General features: G+C 41.3%; 14 protein-coding genes and 1 riboswitch. Of the genes, 1 reads left to right on the top strand and 13 read right to left on the bottom strand.

What is annotated here, in order from left to right; all coding sequences use genetic code 11:
- Window positions 1-20: 20 nt before the first annotated feature.
- Both ACMHKH_RS05860 and ACMHKH_RS05865 read right to left on the bottom strand, forming a co-directional pair.
- On the bottom strand, window positions 21-1,229 hold the full coding sequence (locus tag ACMHKH_RS05860; protein ID WP_413519707.1) for a transglycosylase SLT domain-containing protein: 1,209 nt from the start codon (window positions 1,227-1,229) through the stop codon (window positions 21-23).
- 1,007 nt (window positions 1,230-2,236) lie between these two features.
- Entirely contained in the window at window positions 2,237-3,109 is an 873-nt protein-coding gene (locus tag ACMHKH_RS05865; RefSeq protein ID WP_413519708.1) for a Nif3-like dinuclear metal center hexameric protein, read from the bottom strand.
- Between the two features lie 260 nt (window positions 3,110-3,369).
- On the opposite strand from ACMHKH_RS05865, the gene ACMHKH_RS05870 reads away from it, so the two are divergent.
- On the top strand, window positions 3,370-4,698 hold the full coding sequence (locus ACMHKH_RS05870) for a S1C family serine protease (RefSeq protein WP_413519709.1): 1,329 nt from the start codon (window positions 3,370-3,372) through the stop codon (window positions 4,696-4,698).
- Between the two features lie 113 nt (window positions 4,699-4,811).
- On the opposite strand, the gene yfaE is transcribed toward ACMHKH_RS05870, so the two are convergent.
- The 11 genes from yfaE to ACMHKH_RS05925 all read right to left on the bottom strand — a co-directional run bounded on the left by yfaE (window position 4,812) and on the right by ACMHKH_RS05925 (window position 18,753).
- Entirely contained in the window at window positions 4,812-5,078 is a 267-nt protein-coding gene (gene yfaE / locus ACMHKH_RS05875; protein WP_413519710.1) for a class I ribonucleotide reductase maintenance protein YfaE, read from the bottom strand.
- A gap of 196 nt (window positions 5,079-5,274) precedes the next feature.
- The gene (gene nrdB, locus ACMHKH_RS05880) at window positions 5,275-6,408 is read right to left on the bottom strand and encodes a class Ia ribonucleoside-diphosphate reductase subunit beta (RefSeq protein ID WP_413519711.1); all 1,134 of its coding nucleotides are present in this window, start codon (window positions 6,406-6,408) and stop codon (window positions 5,275-5,277) included.
- Between the two features lie 103 nt (window positions 6,409-6,511).
- A complete protein-coding gene (locus ACMHKH_RS05885) occupies window positions 6,512-6,859 on the bottom strand; it encodes a hypothetical protein (protein WP_413519712.1) in 348 nt (115 codons plus the stop codon).
- A gap of 153 nt (window positions 6,860-7,012) precedes the next feature.
- On the bottom strand, window positions 7,013-7,900 hold the full coding sequence (locus ACMHKH_RS05890; protein WP_413519713.1) for a hypothetical protein: 888 nt from the start codon (window positions 7,898-7,900) through the stop codon (window positions 7,013-7,015).
- An 87-nt stretch (window positions 7,901-7,987) separates the two neighbouring features.
- Window positions 7,988-8,215: a hypothetical protein gene (locus tag ACMHKH_RS05895; protein ID WP_413519714.1), complete on the bottom strand. Its 228-nt coding sequence runs from the start codon at window positions 8,213-8,215 to the stop codon at window positions 7,988-7,990.
- 321 nt (window positions 8,216-8,536) lie between these two features.
- Complete coding sequence (nrdA, locus tag ACMHKH_RS05900) at window positions 8,537-10,813, bottom strand: class 1a ribonucleoside-diphosphate reductase subunit alpha (RefSeq protein ID WP_413519715.1); 2,277 nt, start codon at window positions 10,811-10,813, stop codon at window positions 8,537-8,539.
- A 557-nt stretch (window positions 10,814-11,370) separates the two neighbouring features.
- Entirely contained in the window at window positions 11,371-11,691 is a 321-nt protein-coding gene (locus ACMHKH_RS05905; protein WP_413519767.1) for a YbeD family protein, read from the bottom strand.
- A 349-nt stretch (window positions 11,692-12,040) separates the two neighbouring features.
- A complete protein-coding gene (locus ACMHKH_RS05910) occupies window positions 12,041-12,739 on the bottom strand; it encodes a class I SAM-dependent DNA methyltransferase (protein ID WP_413519716.1) in 699 nt (232 codons plus the stop codon).
- A gap of 248 nt (window positions 12,740-12,987) precedes the next feature.
- Window positions 12,988-13,635 (bottom strand): thiaminase II, encoded by a 648-nt coding sequence (gene tenA / locus ACMHKH_RS05915; RefSeq protein ID WP_413519717.1) that lies wholly within the window; start codon window positions 13,633-13,635, stop codon window positions 12,988-12,990.
- 134 nt (window positions 13,636-13,769) lie between these two features.
- A riboswitch (TPP riboswitch) is annotated at window positions 13,770-13,908 on the bottom strand.
- A gap of 225 nt (window positions 13,909-14,133) precedes the next feature.
- Window positions 14,134-16,053 (bottom strand): RNA polymerase sigma factor RpoD, encoded by a 1,920-nt coding sequence (rpoD, locus tag ACMHKH_RS05920; protein WP_413519718.1) that lies wholly within the window; start codon window positions 16,051-16,053, stop codon window positions 14,134-14,136.
- Window positions 16,054-16,599: 546 nt separating this feature from the next.
- Window positions 16,600-18,753, bottom strand: a complete 2,154-nt coding sequence (locus ACMHKH_RS05925) for a DNA primase (protein WP_413519719.1) — start codon at window positions 18,751-18,753, stop codon at window positions 16,600-16,602.
- Window positions 18,754-18,882: the final 129 nt, after the last annotated feature.

Below are 18,882 nucleotides of genomic sequence, written 5' to 3' on the forward strand. Positions count from 1 at the left end.
GTATCAATATCTGAATCTGATTAAACCGTGGTAGTTTTTATCGTTTCAAGATAGCTTCTGATATTACTCACATAATGCATCGCTTGACCATAACGGCTATTTGACGCTTGATTATCAGATAAATAGGCATAAATATTTGCCCAGCTTTTATCGTCAATACCTTGGCTGCTTAATTTGCGCTGAATACCTTTAACGGCATTTGGACCCATGTTATAAGCGGCAAGCGCAAACCAAATACGATCTGTTTTTGGTACATCAGCAAAATCATCTTTCATCTGCTCTAAGTAACGCGCGCCGCCACCGATACTTTGATAAGGGTCAACACGGTCTGAGACCCCCATAGCTTTTGCAGTACTATTGGTTAGCATCATAAGACCGCGAACACCTGTCGGAGAGACAGCATTAGCATCCAAATGTGACTCTTGATAGCCCATCGCCACCAACAGCTCCCAATCATGGTTATAGTGACGCGCCTGCTGTTCAAACGAAGAGCGATAATCAGGTAGCTTTTCTGTCAGGGTCTTTTTAAAGTGGTCTTGACTGTAAGCGTCTTTTAACAAGTCCTGATTATAAAAGGCGGCGAGCTTTTGGGTATTATCAAGCTTGATACTATCACATAAAAAATAGCTGGCTTTTTGTGATAATGGATCGTTAGCAGAATTAAACGTCCAACTTACTTTAGGATGTAAGCCATTTTTGGTTAAGCTGGCATCATAGCCGCAGCTGATGTTGATAGACGATAGGTTAAGCTGGCTCTTTAATTGAGTGCTGGCGGTGGTCAATGCCATATCAGCATCGCCTGACTGTAACGCTCTAAGTGCTGCTTCTTCATCCGCGTAGGCTTTGAGCGTCACTTTTACCCCAAGCTCATCGGCATAGTTACGCACTAAATCGTAGCCAAAGCCATGTTGGAAACCATCTGTCGCAAAATAGGTACTATCACCTGGCACCGCAGCGATAGTTAAAGTCTTCTGCAGCATGACATGGTCATAAGCTGGTATTTGGGTGTTCATGGTTGTCAGACTCTCAGCAGGCAGTGAGAGTAGAGCTATGCTAGATATTTGCGCCAACTTCTTGGTTTTGGCGAAACGTGTAATTTTGATGGGCACAATAACTGGAACGATGTTACTTTCGGTGCTGAGCAAGCGTTTAGAGGGACGCAGTACATATGATATACGGCGTTTAGCCTCGCGCGCAGATGCTTTCGCACGATAAGTAATTCGCTGCATGGATGTCTCCTGATTTCAGCCATCCTACTTACCATAAAATGCATGCTCATTTATGCCAATATCAGTAGCATAAAGAGTTGTACATTTTAAATATTATAATATTTACACAGCTATTAATCGCATAAAAGTCACAATATCTCGTTTAAATATAGCCGTACAATTTCAGTCTGTAATCTTATAGCTCATGGTTTGAGAGCATAAAGTTTGAGGGCATAAAATAGCACTCAAAACATCATTGCTAAAAAAAGCTGCAAAACACCGTGAAGGTGCTTAATCAGATGATTCCTTCATCAATGATAGACTTGGTTGTTAACTTAAAATATTTAAACGATCTTATAAAAATCGGTAAGGTCATGAATAAATTATTGGAAAAACATGGCGTGAGCAAGGAGCAATATATGAATATGCTCAAGAATCACTACGCTGGTATAGATAGTTAAATACTCTTTGTTTTTAAAGTAAATAATATGTCATACCGTTTTTCCAGCAATAAGGATAAGCAAGTTAATCTGTCGAATAGATAAAACATATTAATCAAAGGCAATAGTTAAAAACCATTAAGCCAATGTGCTGTATCGTTACTGCGACTCTAAAATAGAGAATATCGCATTGCTTGAAAACTTATAAGCAGCACTGATATTGCATTGCTTACTGCCTAGAACTTTATCAAAAAAGTAAATATGACAGGATTGCGGATAGTAAACATGATTTTAGCGCCATAACCGGAAGCTATAGTAATGGGGAGTCTCATGACAAGACATTCTTTCTTCAGGTGCTAATATGAAGATATTGATGGGATTATTCAAGTGTGGTTAAGAAAACTACGATAAAACTTAACAATAGCACTATAGACGGTAATAATTGAGCCAATTTCCTGTAATATATTCTTTTATATGAATATAATTTCGTTATGTTAATACTAGAAAAGCAATTATTCAACTATTTATTGATTGGTTTAACCGCCTTTCAAATAAAGAATACTGTTTTTACTCCTTAAGTTTTACTGCTTAAGCGGGGTTATCGATATCAATAAACGTCACTGGCAAGCCAAACTGCTGAGCAATGGTATGACCTAATGCTTCAATGCCGCCGCGTTCTGTCGCATGATGACCACAGGCAAAATAGTCAATGCCAAGCTCACGGGCAATATGAGTAGTGCGCTCCGATATTTCACCAGAAATAAACGCATCACAGCCCATCAATGCCGCTTGCTCAATCATATCTTGGGCGCCGCCGGTACAGATACCAACCCGTTCAATCAATCTATGGTTTGTACTGTTATTAGTATTGGCATTAACACTGCTATCAACGTTATATTCTGCGGAAATATGCAGTGGGATACGTCCCAAAGCTTGGGTAATTTGCGCGATAAGGCTTTGAGCAGTGTGCGCTGTGCAAATCGCAATATTGCCAACGGGATGGGTCTCAGCAGGATAGAGTGCGCCGATGATGGTCATGTCTAATGATTCAGCTAATTTAGCGTTATTACCAATGACAGGATGGGCATCGAGTGGTAGGTGATAGCCAATCAAAGAGATACCATGCTGCATAAGCTTACGAATACGTTGACCTTTCATACCAGTCAATGGCGCAGGTTCACCTTTCCAAAAATAACCATGATGCACGATAATTGCATCAGCGTTATCAGCAATAGCAGCATCAATCAATGCTTCACAAGCCGTCACACCTGTCACTATACGCTGAATAGGTCGACCACCATCTACTTGTAGACCATTGGGCGCATAATCTTGAAAGGCAGTTGCTGATAAGTAGCTGTCACAAAATTTAGTTAATGTTTGGGCAGTAATGACTGTGTCTGAGAAATCAACTTCTAAAATATTAGGGTTTGAATGATCGGTTAAATCGTGATGGGTGCTCATGGTATTTCCTTATAATAGGTGCAGCTAATAGTTAAAGTAACTCAAATATTTATAGATAATGGATTATTCTTGCATAATAGCCATTTTAACATGATGCGGTAAAAGAATAGACAAGCTTAATAACTGAAACGGTACACGATGCGCTACCATTGTATTATGAGGACAGTTATAATTTACACATGTGAAAGTGCCTCATATTAAGGCGTGCGCCTGATATGATTTACTACCGATTGTCTATGTGAAACTATAGAGGTTTTTATATGTCGTCATCCCCGAATGCCAATAACAAGGCTGGTCTAGTGAAATGGTTGCCTTGGATTTTATTGCTGGTGGTTACTGCTGCCTTTATTTGGCTATTTGCGAGTATGAAGACAGCATCAGAGGCAAAATGGGAGCCGCCAAAGACCACCGCAGCCGAGCAAAAGGCTTCTGAGCCGATATCAGATACGCCAACACCTATCGCCTCCTATCATAATGGCGTGGCTCGTGCCTCACAGTCGGTAGTCAATATTTATACCACCCAAACGATGGCAGAACACCCTTATATGAACGATCCGGTATTACGCCGTTTCTTTGAATTCCATGGTGGACCATCAGAAGAGCAGGGTAATACTAACTTAGGCTCAGGCGTCATCGTATCAGACGATGGTTATATCGTGACCAATGCCCATGTTATCGAAAAAGCTGATGAGATAACCGTTGCTTTCAATGACGGTCGTAAAAGCCGTGCAAAATTAATTGGTACCGATCCAGACAGTGATTTGGCGGTGATTAAAGTCGATATGACTGGTCTGACACCACTCGGTTTCCGTGAAAAACCAACGCTTGTCGGCGATGTTGCGCTAGCGATTGGTAATCCATTTGGTGTTGGTCAGACCGTTACTCAAGGTATTATTTCAGCGACCGGACGGACAGGGCTTGGTGTCAATAAGTTTGAAGACTTTATTCAAACTGATGCTGCGATTAACCCTGGTAACTCTGGTGGTGCCTTGGTCGATGCACGTGGTGAGCTGATTGGTATCAACACTGCTATCTACTCTCGCTCGGGCGGCTCTATGGGTATTGGTTTTGCTATCCCTACTGCGATCGTTGAGCAAGTGATGAACGCACTTATCAAAGATGGCAAGGTCAGTCGTGGTTGGCTCGGTATCGAGATACAGTCGCAGCTACGAGATCCAACACAGCTTGAAAGCTCGACAGGCGTTGAAGTAATGAACGTAGTACCTAAAAGCCCTGCTGCTAAGAGTGGTCTTAAAATTGGTGATATTATCTTGACCATTGATGGTGTTGAGATGACTGATGCCAATACCTTGATTCAGTATGTCGCACGTAAAGCGCCTAATACTACATTGCACGCTCAAATCTTGCGTAAAGGTAGAAATGCACAGGTGAAGATATTGTTAGAGGAACGTCCGGTTGAAGAGGTAGTTCCTGTGCCTGTCGTGATTCAGGATGAGACACTTGACGGTGCTCAGCCACCACGCGTAGAAGCTCCACAGGAAAATATTCCTATGATGTCGGAAGCTGAGCGCGACCGTATGCGTGAAGAGCTGTTAAAATTGTTTGATAGAGATGGTGCCCCTTTATAATTAGGGTATTTTAGACTATTGATTAACTGCTAATAAAAAGCGCGCTATCTTTAAGGTTTAAAGATAGCGCGCTTTTTTAGTACACTTTTTTAAGTAATTTATAACTTTACCAGCTACTTTTTTGTCAGCTCATGATTGACATAAATCACGCCGCGCACTCTACAGCAACACGGTAGGATTTCATCCTCTTCAATCATAGCAAGCGGCTCAAACGGATAATCCACGACATGTGAGCTGGCGATACGCTTGATTCGGCAGCTGCCACAGTAGCCTTCCTTACATTGATAATTGATATCATGTCCGGTACGTAGCAAGCCATCAAGCAGACTTTCATCGTCATGCAAGTAAAATTTCTTCTTACTCGTCATTACCCAAGTCATCGTTGTACCCTACCTTTTTATAATATATTCAATCCTAAATAAAATAAGCACAAGTATTATAACGTGCTACGGGGACAAATTTTACTTGCTTGCTGTGCCTACGCAGACAGAGGCTGCGCAAAACTTGTTCCAGTAGCACGGCATTTACTCTATGATGAATCGACTATATTAAAAGCTCAATTTGAAAACCTATTTTCTATAGCTCAAAGTCATCAAAGTCGCTGTCTGATAAGTCTGAGTCAATCTGACCGACCAAATACGAGCTGATTTCCGTTTCTTGTGGGGCAACTTGTACATTGTCAGAAGACAACCAGGTATTAATCCACGGAATAGGATTTGATTTAGATTTCGGGAATGCCACTGGCAAGCCAACTGCTTCCATACGTAAATTGGTGATATATTCAATATATTGGCAAAGAATGTCTTTATTAAGACCAATCATTGAGCCGTCTTTGAACAAATAGCCTGCCCATTCTTTTTCTTGCTCAGCCGCTTTACGGAATATCTCAATGCTTTCTTCATAGCACTCTTTGGCGATATCAACCATCTCTGGATCATCACGTCCGATACGCATAAGATTCAAAATATGCTGCGTACCGGTTAAATGTAGCGCTTCATCACGGGCGATTAATTTAATAATCTTAGCGTTACCTTCCATCAGCTTACGCTCGGCAAAGGCAAACGAGCAAGCAAATGACACATAAAAACGAATAGCTTCTAAGACGTTGACCGCCATCAAGCACAAATAAAGCTGCTTTTTCAATGATTTTAAATCAACGATAATTTCCTTACCATTGATTATATGCGTACCTGCGCCATACAAGTTGTATAGCGATGAGCTGTAATATAAGTCATCGTAGTACTTAGCAATGTCAGAGGCACGTTCTAAAATGTGCTCGTTGTACATGATGTCATCAAAGATAATGGCAGGGTCATTGACGATATTACGGATGATATGGGTGTAGCTACGCGAGTGAATGGTCTCAGAAAACGTCCAGGTCTCAATCCAGGTCTCAAGCTCAGGAATAGAAACTAATGGCAACAGCACCACGTTTGGGCTACGACCTTGGATAGAGTCGAGCAGGGTCTGATATTTTAGGTTACTGATAAAGATATGCTGCTCATGTGACGACAGATTGCCATAATCCATACGGTCACGTGAGACATCGACTTCTTCTGGACGCCAAAAGAACGACAACTGCTTTTCGATTAACTGCTCAAAGATAGGGTGCTTTTGCTGATCATAACGCGCCACGTTGACCGGATTACCAAAGAACATCGGCTCGAGCAAAGCATTATTTGGCTTTTGGGAAAAAATTGAGTAAGTCATCGTGCTACCTTTATAAGTTATGCAAATTATTAATCTAAAATTGGATATGTGGTTTCAAAAATACAGTTCTAAAATATCAGCAAACTGGGTTATAGGCTCTCTATCATAAATTCTCTAATGATATCTGTGTCGGTGCGTGACCATCATTCATATAGGCTTTAAATATCTCGCTAAGCTCGACATCGTCTAAGCCTTCTAGCTCATCGACAGCACTCTTACGCAGTGTCTCAAAATCAACGTCTAGTGCTTCTTTTTTCAGCGGTCTTTTCACCGTCTTTTTTACGGCTGGCTTTATAGATTCTTTTTTTGCTGCGCTATGACCACTTAGCTGCTGGCGAGCGTCGTCGATATCAACGGTGACTTGGACGATGTAGGATTGACCATCGTTTAGGTCTGAAAATACGTTAGGGATAAACAAACCACCGTCTTTGATGATTGCGGTATATTGCACATGACCTCCGTCATTTTTATTCTGTCTAGGTGTTTCAATTATAGCGGTAAAGCTAAAGGGTTTTCGTTTAATAGTAGGATTATAAGTAGTAAGCCTGCCTAACGCTTATATCTAAAACGCCAGCAGAATCGAAGCTAAATGACCTTCGCTTAATTAGCTTTCAAAGCAATAACTTAAAAATCTTTTCAATTTTCTATGCCTTTTACTACTTATCAAAGGCGTAAATTGTCTCATATTATCTAATTCAAATAACTTGAAACCTTCTATAATAATACTACGAGCTTCACGAACACTATCTTGTAAATGTTCAATATCTTTTACCATCCTATTTAGGTCTTTAAATACTGTATTACTTTCATCAAAATTATCTAAACTTTCAAGAATTGCACTATTGCTTTGAAGCATAGCATTAATTTTAACTCTATCAATAAGATAGCTTAGACCCTTCAAATTACCTAAATCCTCAGAAATATAAAAAGGATTTTGAATGTCTTTTCCTATTCTAACCTCTTCAAATTCAATTTCAGATTCTGTAGCTATGCGCTGTATTGAAATGATGGAACTCTTACTATGCTTCATTTGTTCTAATTTACCATACAGTCCATCAAGACCTTCAGATTTTATAGTTCTATAAACGGTTTCAATCTTTTTCCAATTAGCTTCTATTTCCTTTAATTCTTTGTATGTATCAGTAATATTCGATTTCGCTAATTTTATATTCTCGACTTTGTTAAAATAATCAATCTCTTTACTAAGTTTGTTACTCAAAGACGTGAAGTTTTCTCCAAAATACTTCCTACCACAGTCATTTCCCAAATTAGTCAGTCTTCCAGACTCAGTTTCAACAATACATCCAATATTATGAGGTATACGACAATTTGATAAACCGCATCTAACCTTGTTTGGAAGTTCATATCTATTAATGACTTGCTTTAATTTTTCCTTCTTAGGATCTAATGAGTCAATATATCCACTCATTTTAAAAATATCATCCCCAGTAGTAATTCTCACAAAAGGCTTTTTACTAATTGAAGTATTCAAATTTTTATTCCTCTCGCCAACTTATACTTAATAGTGTCAAGGCGCGGAAATACCTCAACACTAAACCATTTAGGTCAGACTAAACACCTATGCTATTTTTCTAGCACTAGCGTGTTCAATGTTTAAGTTCATGTATCCGTTAAGTCCATTTCCTATTCTAGCTAGCTCTACCATTTTGTTAACATGACTAGAACCAGTTATTGAATAGTTGTACAGATACATACCGCCTTTCTTAAAACGCACAATTATGAAATCGTCACCGACTTCATATGCGCTTATTCCAGAGTTACCACCGATATCACGATATTTTTCCATGCTCATTTCTCCTGAGCTGAAACATTTGCGACTATCAATTCACGGTTTCTTTGGACAAGGGGTAAGTTTTAAATTAGAATAGCAACCTGTATGTGGAGTACTACTCTATTTTCTTACCACTTGTGGAAGTCAATAGTCTTAACTCCCTGATATTAAATACGCCAATATTTAATATCTCTAATGGCAAAGATGAGAAATCGTCTTTGCCATTTTTATTGCCTGATACTTGTAGTACCAAACAAATTTTAAAACTTTTCAAATATATATCAGTGGTGGATAACGAGCTTAACCCAAAAGCCAAACCCGCCATCCATCAATAGCTTAAATCTTACAAGCCCCGCCAGCACAATCATCTTCCATATCCGCTTGGGCATCGTTCGCACCATCACGTGTATTGTGATAATACAACGTCTTCACGCCCAGCTTATACGCGTTTAGCAGATCTTTTAGCAATATCTTCATTGGTACACGACCACCTTCATAACGAACAGGATCGTAGTTGGTATTGGCAGAGATACTTTGATCGACGAACTTCTGCATGATAGCGACCAGCTTTATGTAACCGTCATTGTTCGGCATTTGCCATAGTAGCTCATACTGATTTTTTAGCTTATCAATCTCAGGCACGACTTGCTTTAAGATGCCGTCCTTTGACGCTTTGATAGACACCAGACCGCGTGGTGGCTCGATACCGTTGGTCGCATTGGCAATCTGACTAGAGGTCTCAGACGGCATCAAAGCAGTTAGGGTAGAGTTGCGCAGACCGTGAGTGGTGATTTCAGTACGTAGCGTTTCCCAATCGAGATGTAGCGGCTCTTGGCAAATCTTATCCAAATCTTTCTTATACGTATCAATCGGCAAGATACCTTGCGAGTAGGTGGTTTCATTGAATGCTGGACACGCGCCTTGCTCTTTTGCCAATTTATTTGAGGCTTTCAAGAGATAAAATTGCAACGCTTCAAAGGTTTGATGCGTTAGACCAAGCGCACTATCGTCTGAATAGCGGACACCATTTTTCGCAAGGTAATATGCATAGTTAATCACGCCAACACCTAAGGTACGGCGACGCATACTACCGTTTTCAGCGGCTTTGACTGGATAGTCTTGATAATCGAGCAGGGCATCAAGCGCACGGACGATAAGTTCCGCTGGCTCTTCGATATCGCTGACGTGCTCAACTTTACCTAAGTTGACCGCTGATAGCGTACAAAGGGCAATCTCGCCTGCTTCGTCATTGATATTATCAAGTGGCTTAGTCGGTAGCGCAATTTCCATACAGAGGTTTGATTGACGAATCGGCGCAACGCTTGGGTCAAACGGACTATGAGTATTGCAATGATCGACGTTTTGGATATAAATACGACCGGTGCTAGCACGCTCTTGCATCATTAGGCTAAACAATTCTGTCGCTGGGATTTGACGGCTGCGAATGCTTGGGTCGTTCTCGTATTTAGTATATAGCTCTTCAAACTTGTCTTGATCTTCGAAGAAAGCGTCGTATAAGCCTGGGACATCAGAAGGTGAGAACAAGCTAATATCTTGCCCTTTAATTAGACGCGTGTACATGGTTTTATTTAACTGGACACCATAATCCATATGACGGACACGGTTGTCTTCGACGCCGCGATTGTTTTTCAGAACCAATAACGACTCAACTTCTAAATGCCATAATGGGTAAAATAACGTCGCGGCACCGCCACGGACGCCGCCTTGTGAGCAGCATTTGACTGCCGTTTGGAAGAGTTTATAAAACGGTACACAGCCAGTATGTTGCGCTTCACCGCCGCGAATAGGGCTACCAAGGGCGCGGATACGACCGGCATTGATGCCGATACCAGCACGCTGTGACACATAACGGACGATGGCGCTGGTGGTGGCATTGATAGAATCTAGGTTGTCACCGCATTCAATCAAGACGCATGAGCTGAACTGACGTGATGGTGTACGTACGCCTGACATAATAGGCGTAGGTAGAGAGATTTTGAATTCTGAGGTCGCATCATAAAAGCGCTTCACATAGTCGAGACGTTCTGACTTGTCATAGCTGGCAAACAGACACATACCAACGAGCATATATAAGAACTGCGGGCTCTCGAATACGGTCTTGCTGACACGGTCTTGTACCAGATATTTACCCGCCATTTGCTCTACAGCAGCATAGGCAAGATTCATATCGCGCCAATGGTCAAGGTACTCTTCTAATTCATCAAATTCCGCACGGCTATAATCGGCTAGGATATGCGCGTCATATTTACCCGCATCAGTCAGTTTTTTAACATGATCATACAGGTGCGGCGGGGTGAATTTATTATAAGCAATCTTACGCAAATGGAAGATCGCCAAGCGCGCGGCTAAATACTGATAATCAGGCGTGGTTTCAGAAATAAGATCAGCGGCAGATTTAATGATGGTTTCGTGAATATCACGAGTTTTGATACCTTCATAAAACTGAATGTGCGACTTTAGCTCCACTTGTGACACCGACACATTATCTAAACCGTGAGCTGCCCACTCGATAACCTTGTGAATTTTATCTAACTCGATAGGCTCTAAACGTCCATCACGTTTGGTTACTTGGATTTTATCGATATGTGTCATGCTGACCTCGTAAGTTGATTGCTTGGTGATTATTTAATGATTTATAGTGATGCTGCACGGTTATATAGCTGGTAGTCATTCTTTATCACGCTATAACATTCTGTCACGGCAGAGTGTTTTTTTAGGCAAAAAGATGCCGCTGCTCATGGTGATGAATAAAATCACTGAGCACTACATATAGCGTTTTTGTTAGTAGATGGGCACAATATAGCGGGAAAATTTTGAAAATGCTATATTGATTTTAGGGTCAAACTATGTTGCTGAGAGGGTGAAGCGTGTCCAAAGATGGGCAAAGGACGATGGGGTAAGGCTTAGACAGTAATAGCAAAAATAATAAAAGTTTTGTAAAAAATCACATGAATTTATTTTTTATAGTTTGGTCGATTAATCACAAATCAGCGCTATGGTGTTAGGTATATTTCGGGGGATGATTGTACCCTAGACAACAAAAAATCGCCACCCATAAGAGTGACGATTTGGACTATCTTGAGTGAATTTGCACTCATAATGGTAAGGCTGGATAGATACCATCAAGATATCACTAACCTTACGATGAGTTACATCACAAGGCGTACGGTTTTAGCGGTGTCTAATGATGCGTAAAGGGTATTCACTTGCTCAGCAGTCGTTAAATACAAGCTCACCCGTATCGAATGAAAGCGTCCTGTTTTTGAAGGTTTGACTTGCATCGACGCTAAGTCAAAATCAGGAAACTGGCTGCCCAAAATAAGTTTGACTTCATTCAGTAAGCTCTCATGCTCACCTTCATGACCGATGATACTCATCGGGTAATCCATCGGAAAATCCCACAATTCAGGATTTTGAATGTCGGTCTTTTTGACTTTTAAGTTATCGGTACTGTTCTCCAATTCGGCTATATTGACCTCTTGTTTAGTCGTTTGCTCTGATTGGTTCTTATTTTGGCTATTGTTCCGATTGCTAGAATTTTGATTAGCCGTATCTTTTGCAGCATCACTCATAGATTTGTCTCGCTTTTATAAGAATAGTCTTGGTATTCACTATTTATAGTGGCAGCTATTTGATTATTCAAGTGCTATGCAAATGGGTTGTTAAGGCACTAGCACGGTTTTTTAAATGGCGTCGGCTAATGATAGATATTAATCGTTTAGATGTTGATAGGTTTTGAAGGAGGCAAGTGCAGCCTTCAATACACTCTGCCATACTAATGACAGAGATGGAAAATCATCAATATAAACAATAACTTACTCACTTTTTATAACCGCAAATTGCCACATAATCACCGCGGTCATAGCCTTCGATGACTTCTTGTACCTTATCATTGGCATACATAGGATGGGTCAATAAGGTTTGCGCATATACAAAATCGACAAAGCCGTTGTCTTTCATCAGCGCAATCTTTTCATCGGAGGTGCGCCAATTTGCGGATTTAACCAGCTCGATAGGATAAGGGTCGGCAGGGGAGATATGCTCAAGCAATGGATGCTCCCAAGTATCTAATGAGCTGGCTAGATTGTATAAGCTGGCAAAGCCACTCTCTTTTGGCACATCGATAAGAATCAGTTTACCGCCAGTTTTCAGAGCGTCAAATGCTTTTTTTATACAAACATCTAAATCACTGATATAACTAACACTACCATTAAATAAGATGATATGAAACTTATCAGCTTCAATCTCACAGGTTTCAGCAGGACTGATATCGACTTGCATACCGCGTTTTTCGGCGATTGCCGCCATGTCTTTTGATGGTTCAATACCATGCTTGATATGAATATCGTAATCCTTTGCTAAAAGTGATTCAAACAGTCCACTACCACAGCCAATAGACAGTATCTGGCTTTCTGTGTCCAGAAAATGCGCGACCAATTTTAGCTCGCTGCTCAGTAAGTTTTGGTTGTCAAAGAACCAGCTGTCATATGCGCTGGCGTGTTCATCGAATGCTGCCATGGTGTCTCTCCTTGAGTACGTTCGTTGTTGTATAGTTTGCTCTACATAAAAATATTTATTCACATTAATGCGTCGCTGCTATAATTTTTTCTTGCTTGCTGTTCGCAGGCGTGACAGAGGCTGCGAAAAATTTATAGCAGTAACACTTTATTGTTTTTAAATTGAATCGACTATATTGAAAAATCGGTAAATTTAAATACTGCTTATAAGAAAGATGTTCTATAAACATGTTTACTAAAGAGTAGGTGCTAAGACAAATCCAATGCTTGCTGCCAAAAATTAACTTCCATACGTGCGGCGGTATTAAATAAGCGTTGGAATTTATCTGCTTGAGTAGGGCTGGCTTGTGCTAATAGCTCGTTGATTTGTGCTTCATTCTGCGCGGTAATCGCTTGAAATGCATCGCTAGAAAACACATCAATCCATGGCTGATACGGATTGTCTGCGATAAATCCTTGTTCTTTGATACGCTGACCAATTTCACCATAGCCCATCAAGCAAGGGGCAATCGCCGCATATAGCTCTGCCAGCGAGCCTGACATTGCGGCGTCTAATATATAGCGGCTATAAGCGATAGTTACGGCAGATTCAGGAGCGCTTTCTACTTGCTCAAGTGGTATATTCCAGTCAAGACAGAAATCCAAGTACATACCGATTTCCATATCGAGCATGGCGTTGATACCTGCTTGACCCACGCGCATTTGAGCTAGCGTGTCGCTTTTATACACGCTCAATGCCATCACGCGGGTATAGTGAATCAGATATAAATAATCTTGTACGAGATAGTGGCGAAAGCTGTCAGCTGCGAGGGTACCTGCTGCTAGCTGTTTGACAAAGTCATGCTGAATATAGTCGTTCCATGTTGGACAGTTATGACGTAGCGTTTGATAATTCATAGTTTCACTTACTTATTTAAAAGGCGAGTAAGCAAAGGGTAGAAAACAATAAGTGAGCAGGCACAAAAAAACCTTACGCGTTTAAATAAATAAATGCGCAAGGTTTGCTTGACCACATAATCTTAAGAAGGGTGTTGTATGCCACGCTTGTTTCCTACGTCAGTGCTAACTGCATCAGGTTCGCGGGTAACTCTCAGCTAGGATGTTAAATTTCAATAGACGCAATACAGTCAGTCAATAAAATATAAAATCAAAGCACCCCGACAAGGTTTATTTGTATTCTTAGCAGTAAATATTTCTGCTGAATAAATATGAGAGGCGATAGGTTGCCAATCGAACTCTATCATAGACGAACTCAGCCACCATTAGCAAGCGACTAGCAAATAGACGGAAATAAAGATAGTTATAGAAGTATAGTTTACAGACACAAAAAAAGCTGAGTACTCTCAGCTTTTTTTATTTTTTAAAAGTTCATATATTCAGTCTATACGCTAAAAATTAGTCATTTTCAAGGAATGAACGCAAGTGCTCAGAACGTGATGGATGACGTAATTTACGCAAAGCTTTGGCTTCAATCTGACGAATACGCTCACGTGTTACATCGAACTGTTTACCAACTTCTTCCAAGGTATGGTCGGTTGGCATATCGATACCAAAACGCATTTTAAGCACACGTGCTTCACGTTCAGTCAAGTTACCTAGTACATCACGAGTGGCTTCACGCAGACCAGCTGCCGTCGCATCGTCAACAGGACTTGAAATTGTCCCATCTTCAATGAAGTCACCTAGGTGTGAGTCTTCATCATCACCGATTGGCGTCTCCATCGAGATAGGCTCTTTAGCGATTTTTAGCACTTTACGGACTTTGGCTTCGTCCATCTCTAAGCGTTCGCCTAACTCTTCTGGCGTCGGCTCGCGTCCCATCTCTTGTAATAACTGACGAGAGACACGGTTGATTTTATTAATCGTCTCAATCATATGCACAGGAATACGGATAGTACGTGCTTGGTCAGCGATAGAGCGGGTAATCGCCTGACGAATCCACCATGTGGCATAAGTTGAGAACTTATAACCACGGCGATATTCAAATTTATCGACCGCTTTCATCAAGCCAATGTTACCTTCTTGAATCAAATCCAAGAACTGTAGACCACGGTTGGTATATTTTTTGGCAATAGAGATAACGAGACGTAAGTTAGCTTCAACCATCTCTTTTTTGGCACGGCGGGCTTTGGCTTCACCAATAGCCATACGGCGCGCCACATCTTTCATATCGTGGATTTCCATCTCGAGCCTATGCTCGTAATCACGGATAGCACGTTGTAAAAGAATCACATCATCGGTGACTTTCTCTAAGGTCGCAGCAAAAGCAGGCTTACCTTTAATGCGCTCAATCAACCAATCAACGTTGGTCTCATTACTTGGAAAAGTCTTACGAAACTCTTCACGCGGCATACGACCACGGCGAATCACCAAACGCATGATTTGACGCTCTTGCTTACGCACGTCATCATAGACGTCGTGCATAATTGCCATGACTTGGTCAGATAGACGATTGTTAAGCTTTAGCATCATAAAGCGGCTGGCAAGCTGCTCATAAGCTTCATTGGCTTGTGCGCTACCACGACCATAATCAAGCAATGCTTGTTTGGCTTTGATAAATAAATGCTCAATCTCTTCTAGACGTAAGCGTACTTCTTCTGGATCAATACCAGTAGTTTCTTCTTCAGCGTCCTCTTCAACTTCTTCTTCGTCCTCGTCGTCATCATCAAGACCGTCTTTTGCTTTGACTTTTGCTTTGATGACAGGCGGGTTTTCTTTCTCTTCTTTAATACGCTCACGCTCTTCTTTTGCCGCTTCTTTGGCTTCTTGCGCGGCGATTTTGTCTGCTTCGGTTTCAGGATCTAAGAAACCGGTAATGACGTCAGAAAGTTTTTTCTCGCCATCTTGTACTTTTTGATACTCATCAAGGACAAATTGTACCGTACCCGGCCAGTAAGACATAGCATGCTGCACGTCACGAATACCTTCTTCGATACGCTTAGCAATGGCAATCTCGCCTTCGCGGGTCAGCAAATCGACTGTACCCATTTCACGCATATACATACGCACAGGGTCAGTAGTGCGACCTGGATCGGTTTCAACCGCTGCTAATACCGCGGCTGCCTCATCGGCTGCCGACTCATCATCACTTGACTCATCGTTCATCAAGATGTCATCGGCATCGGGCGCAGATTCAAAGATTTTGATACCAACGTCGGTTAGCATTTGTACAATATCTTCGATCTGATCGCTTTCGGTAATAGAGTCGGGCAGTTGGTCATTCACCTCAGCATAGGTTAAATACCCTTGCTCTTTACCCATTTGGATTAAGGTGGCCAGTTGAGATGTGGACTTAGAAACTGACTTATCGTTCATAAATACTCGCTTACTTGCATCGGACATTTTTATATTGTGACTCGCTATCGCTTGCTGAGTGCGTTGATCTTATCAATCGATTGATCAAAATAGGGCGTAAAGGGTGTCAATAATATCAAAAATGAGTGGATATGAATAAAGGCTAAAATACTACAATTACAATGCTACAAAACTGCTGGAAATTGGTCGCGCTCAAAAGACTTCAAAATAGTATTACCTAAAAAATGCTGCTTAAAAAATACCTTATTTAAAATAATTTCTCAGAAATGCTAGTTAAAATCATGCTCAAAATGCGATCGTCTGGTCATTTTTTGTCGTGCATCTCATGCATTGAGCCATGCTATAAATAGTTAGCGACATAGTTTAACACAGACCATGGTAATCAAGCACGAGCTAGTGATATCTACCGACTGTTTTTTACCATCAGTTGAATGTTTAACATTCTTTTAAGGTCGGCTTAGACAACAGTGCATAATCATTAATAGTGGGGATGGCCATCACACTTTTAAAGGGCAGCTGTTTTATAAATAAAATCCAATGAGCATATTAAGATTTGACCGTTGCCATCTGAGCTGATTGTTCTGCTTGCTGCGCACGTAGCCAGTCATTTAATAACTGGGACTGTTTGCGAACAATTGCCAGTTTAATATTGTCAGGATTTTTAATCAAATCTTGTATCTTCTTTCTTATATGACGTTCAATCAGTTGGCTGACCAACTCTTCTACTAAACCATCAAGGCTCAAGATATTACGACTGGTCAAGGCTTTATAAAAGCTGCCCCAATCACGGCTAAGTGTTTCTTGAGTCAAAGGCTTAACATTAGATAAGATAAAGTGTGCCGCGGCATTGGCATCTTTTGGCAAATGATTAAGACAGCGCTTGATAGTGCTGACGACATCAAGTAGAGCTCCGTCCTGCATATCTTCCCAAGCAAGCGGACGCATTATATCAACAGAGGCTCTTTGCTTAAGATGAGCGGGCAAATGCAACTCATTAATACCTGCCTGTTGCCAGATAGATTCGATAGGATCATCAATTAAGGCGCGGGGCTGAAACACAAAGCACAGTTGTAGCTGCTGGCTGATGGTCATCTCACCATCAAAATCTAACAGCGCATCTTTAGCATCTTTGTTCTGATTGCGTTTGCCGCCAAGCTTTTGATAGATATCATTGTTGAGTAGATAACGAAAACTACTACCTTTAGGTAATGCAGTAGTCAAGGCGCGAACTTGCGACATGAGCTTGGCTTTACCTTCTACCAAGGTTAAATCATAACGCTCACTTAAATAGGCAAAAATATACTGTGATAACGGCATGGCATTCGCGATTTGCTCACGCATCGCATCCGCGCCATTACTTTTGATAAAGGTATCAGGGTCATGATTGTTTGGCAGGGTCAAAAAGCGCAATTCTTTGTCATCAGCCAGTACGGGCAAAGCCAATTCAAGGGTGCGCCACGCGGCTTTTTGTCCAGCACTATCACCATCAAAGCTCAATGTCAGCGTTGGATTTAAAGTTAAAAGTCGAGAAATTTGGCTTTCATTAATCGCTGTACCCATCGACGCAATAGCACCATAGATACCCGCTTGATAAAGGGCGATGACATCCATATAGCCTTCGACTACTAGCCAGTCATTTGCGCGTTTTTGGCGTGATTCGTAATAGCCGTACAGCACGTGCTGCTTATGGAAAACGGGCGAGTCAGAGGAGTTGATATATTTGGGCTTTACCTCATCGTCAAGCGCCCGACCACCGAAGCCAATCGTGCGACCTTGATTATCACGAATGGGGAAAATAACCCGATCACGAAGCAAATCATAATCGCGTCCAGATTCTGATTTGCGTACTAAACCCAGTGCTTTTAGACCTTCGATGTCTTGCGGAAACTGGTGCTCAAGATGTTGCCAACCAAAGGGAGCGTAACCGAGACCAAAGGTCTCAAAAATATCTTCTGTGATGCCACGTGATAAAAAGTAATGCTTAGCATGAGGGTGAATGGTGAGATTGTGCTGATAAAACTGTTGTATCTGCTCTAGCAGCTCATAGAGGTTGCCGTCCTTATCCGCATTACCGCTCATATCGTGCACTGGTGTGTTGTCACCGCTGGCTATCAGCCACGAAGGCGGATAGCCATTATCAGCTTGATACTCTGTATTATAAGCATCTGAACCGTAATCATCCGCCATATAAGGTATAGAGTCATAGGACTCTAGTGGCGGGTAGTTTTCATAGCTATTGCTATTATTATAATTACTATCTTTATAATGCGGTTGCACATGACCTGATGGCGTATCTGCAGCTACTTGCTCAGCGTTTGAATGTTTTTTTGGTGTTTGAGTTGTCGCTATTATCGGCTTGACCGTTGGCTGCTTTTTACTACGCTGATAGCTGACGTTTTGCTGCTCTTCTTTTGGCACTTCAATACCTGTCTGCTTTGACAGCTCATTGACCGCTTCGATAAAGGTGAGATTTTCATAATCACGTAAAAAACTGATGGCATTACCACCGACACTACAGCCAAAGCAGTGGTAGATATTTTTTTGTGGGTTGACATAAAAAGATGGCGACTTTTCACCATGAAAAGGGCAGCAGCCTTTATATTCACTGCCCGCACGTTTAAGCGTGGTATGACGCCCAATGATACTGATTAAGTCAGCTTGGCTATTTAATTGCTCAAGAATGTGATTTGGGATACTCATGCGAAAAATAGTTTACCATAGGTGTAATATTGTTGAAGCTCAAAATAAGGCAAAACAAAACAGAAAAAATAAGGCCAACTATGTCGTTGACCTTATTTTTAGTGACGTCTATCGCCATGACAGCGCTAT

It is taken from the genome of Psychrobacter glacincola, assembly GCF_965118485.1.
Lineage (GTDB): Bacteria > Pseudomonadota > Gammaproteobacteria > Pseudomonadales > Moraxellaceae > Psychrobacter > Psychrobacter glacincola_D.

Coding starts and splice junctions, on each gene's coding strand:
- ACMHKH_RS05860 (WP_413519707.1), bottom strand. CDS start 1,229: ATGCAGCGAATTACTTATCGTGCGAAAGCATCTGCGCGCGAGGCTAAA.
- rpoD (WP_413519718.1), bottom strand. CDS start 16,053: ATGAACGATAAGTCAGTTTCTAAGTCCACATCTCAACTGGCCACCTTA.
- tenA (WP_413519717.1), bottom strand. CDS start 13,635: ATGAATTATCAAACGCTACGTCATAACTGTCCAACATGGAACGACTAT.
- ACMHKH_RS05895 (WP_413519714.1), bottom strand. CDS start 8,215: ATGGAAAAATATCGTGATATCGGTGGTAACTCTGGAATAAGCGCATAT.
- nrdB (WP_413519711.1), bottom strand. CDS start 6,408: ATGACTTACTCAATTTTTTCCCAAAAGCCAAATAATGCTTTGCTCGAG.
- ACMHKH_RS05910 (WP_413519716.1), bottom strand. CDS start 12,739: ATGGCAGCATTCGATGAACACGCCAGCGCATATGACAGCTGGTTCTTT.
- nrdA (WP_413519715.1), bottom strand. CDS start 10,813: ATGACACATATCGATAAAATCCAAGTAACCAAACGTGATGGACGTTTA.
- ACMHKH_RS05925 (WP_413519719.1), bottom strand. CDS start 18,753: ATGAGTATCCCAAATCACATTCTTGAGCAATTAAATAGCCAAGCTGAC.
- yfaE (WP_413519710.1), bottom strand. CDS start 5,078: ATGACTTGGGTAATGACGAGTAAGAAGAAATTTTACTTGCATGACGAT.
- ACMHKH_RS05865 (WP_413519708.1), bottom strand. CDS start 3,109: ATGAGCACCCATCACGATTTAACCGATCATTCAAACCCTAATATTTTA.
- ACMHKH_RS05870 (WP_413519709.1), top strand. CDS start 3,370: ATGTCGTCATCCCCGAATGCCAATAACAAGGCTGGTCTAGTGAAATGG.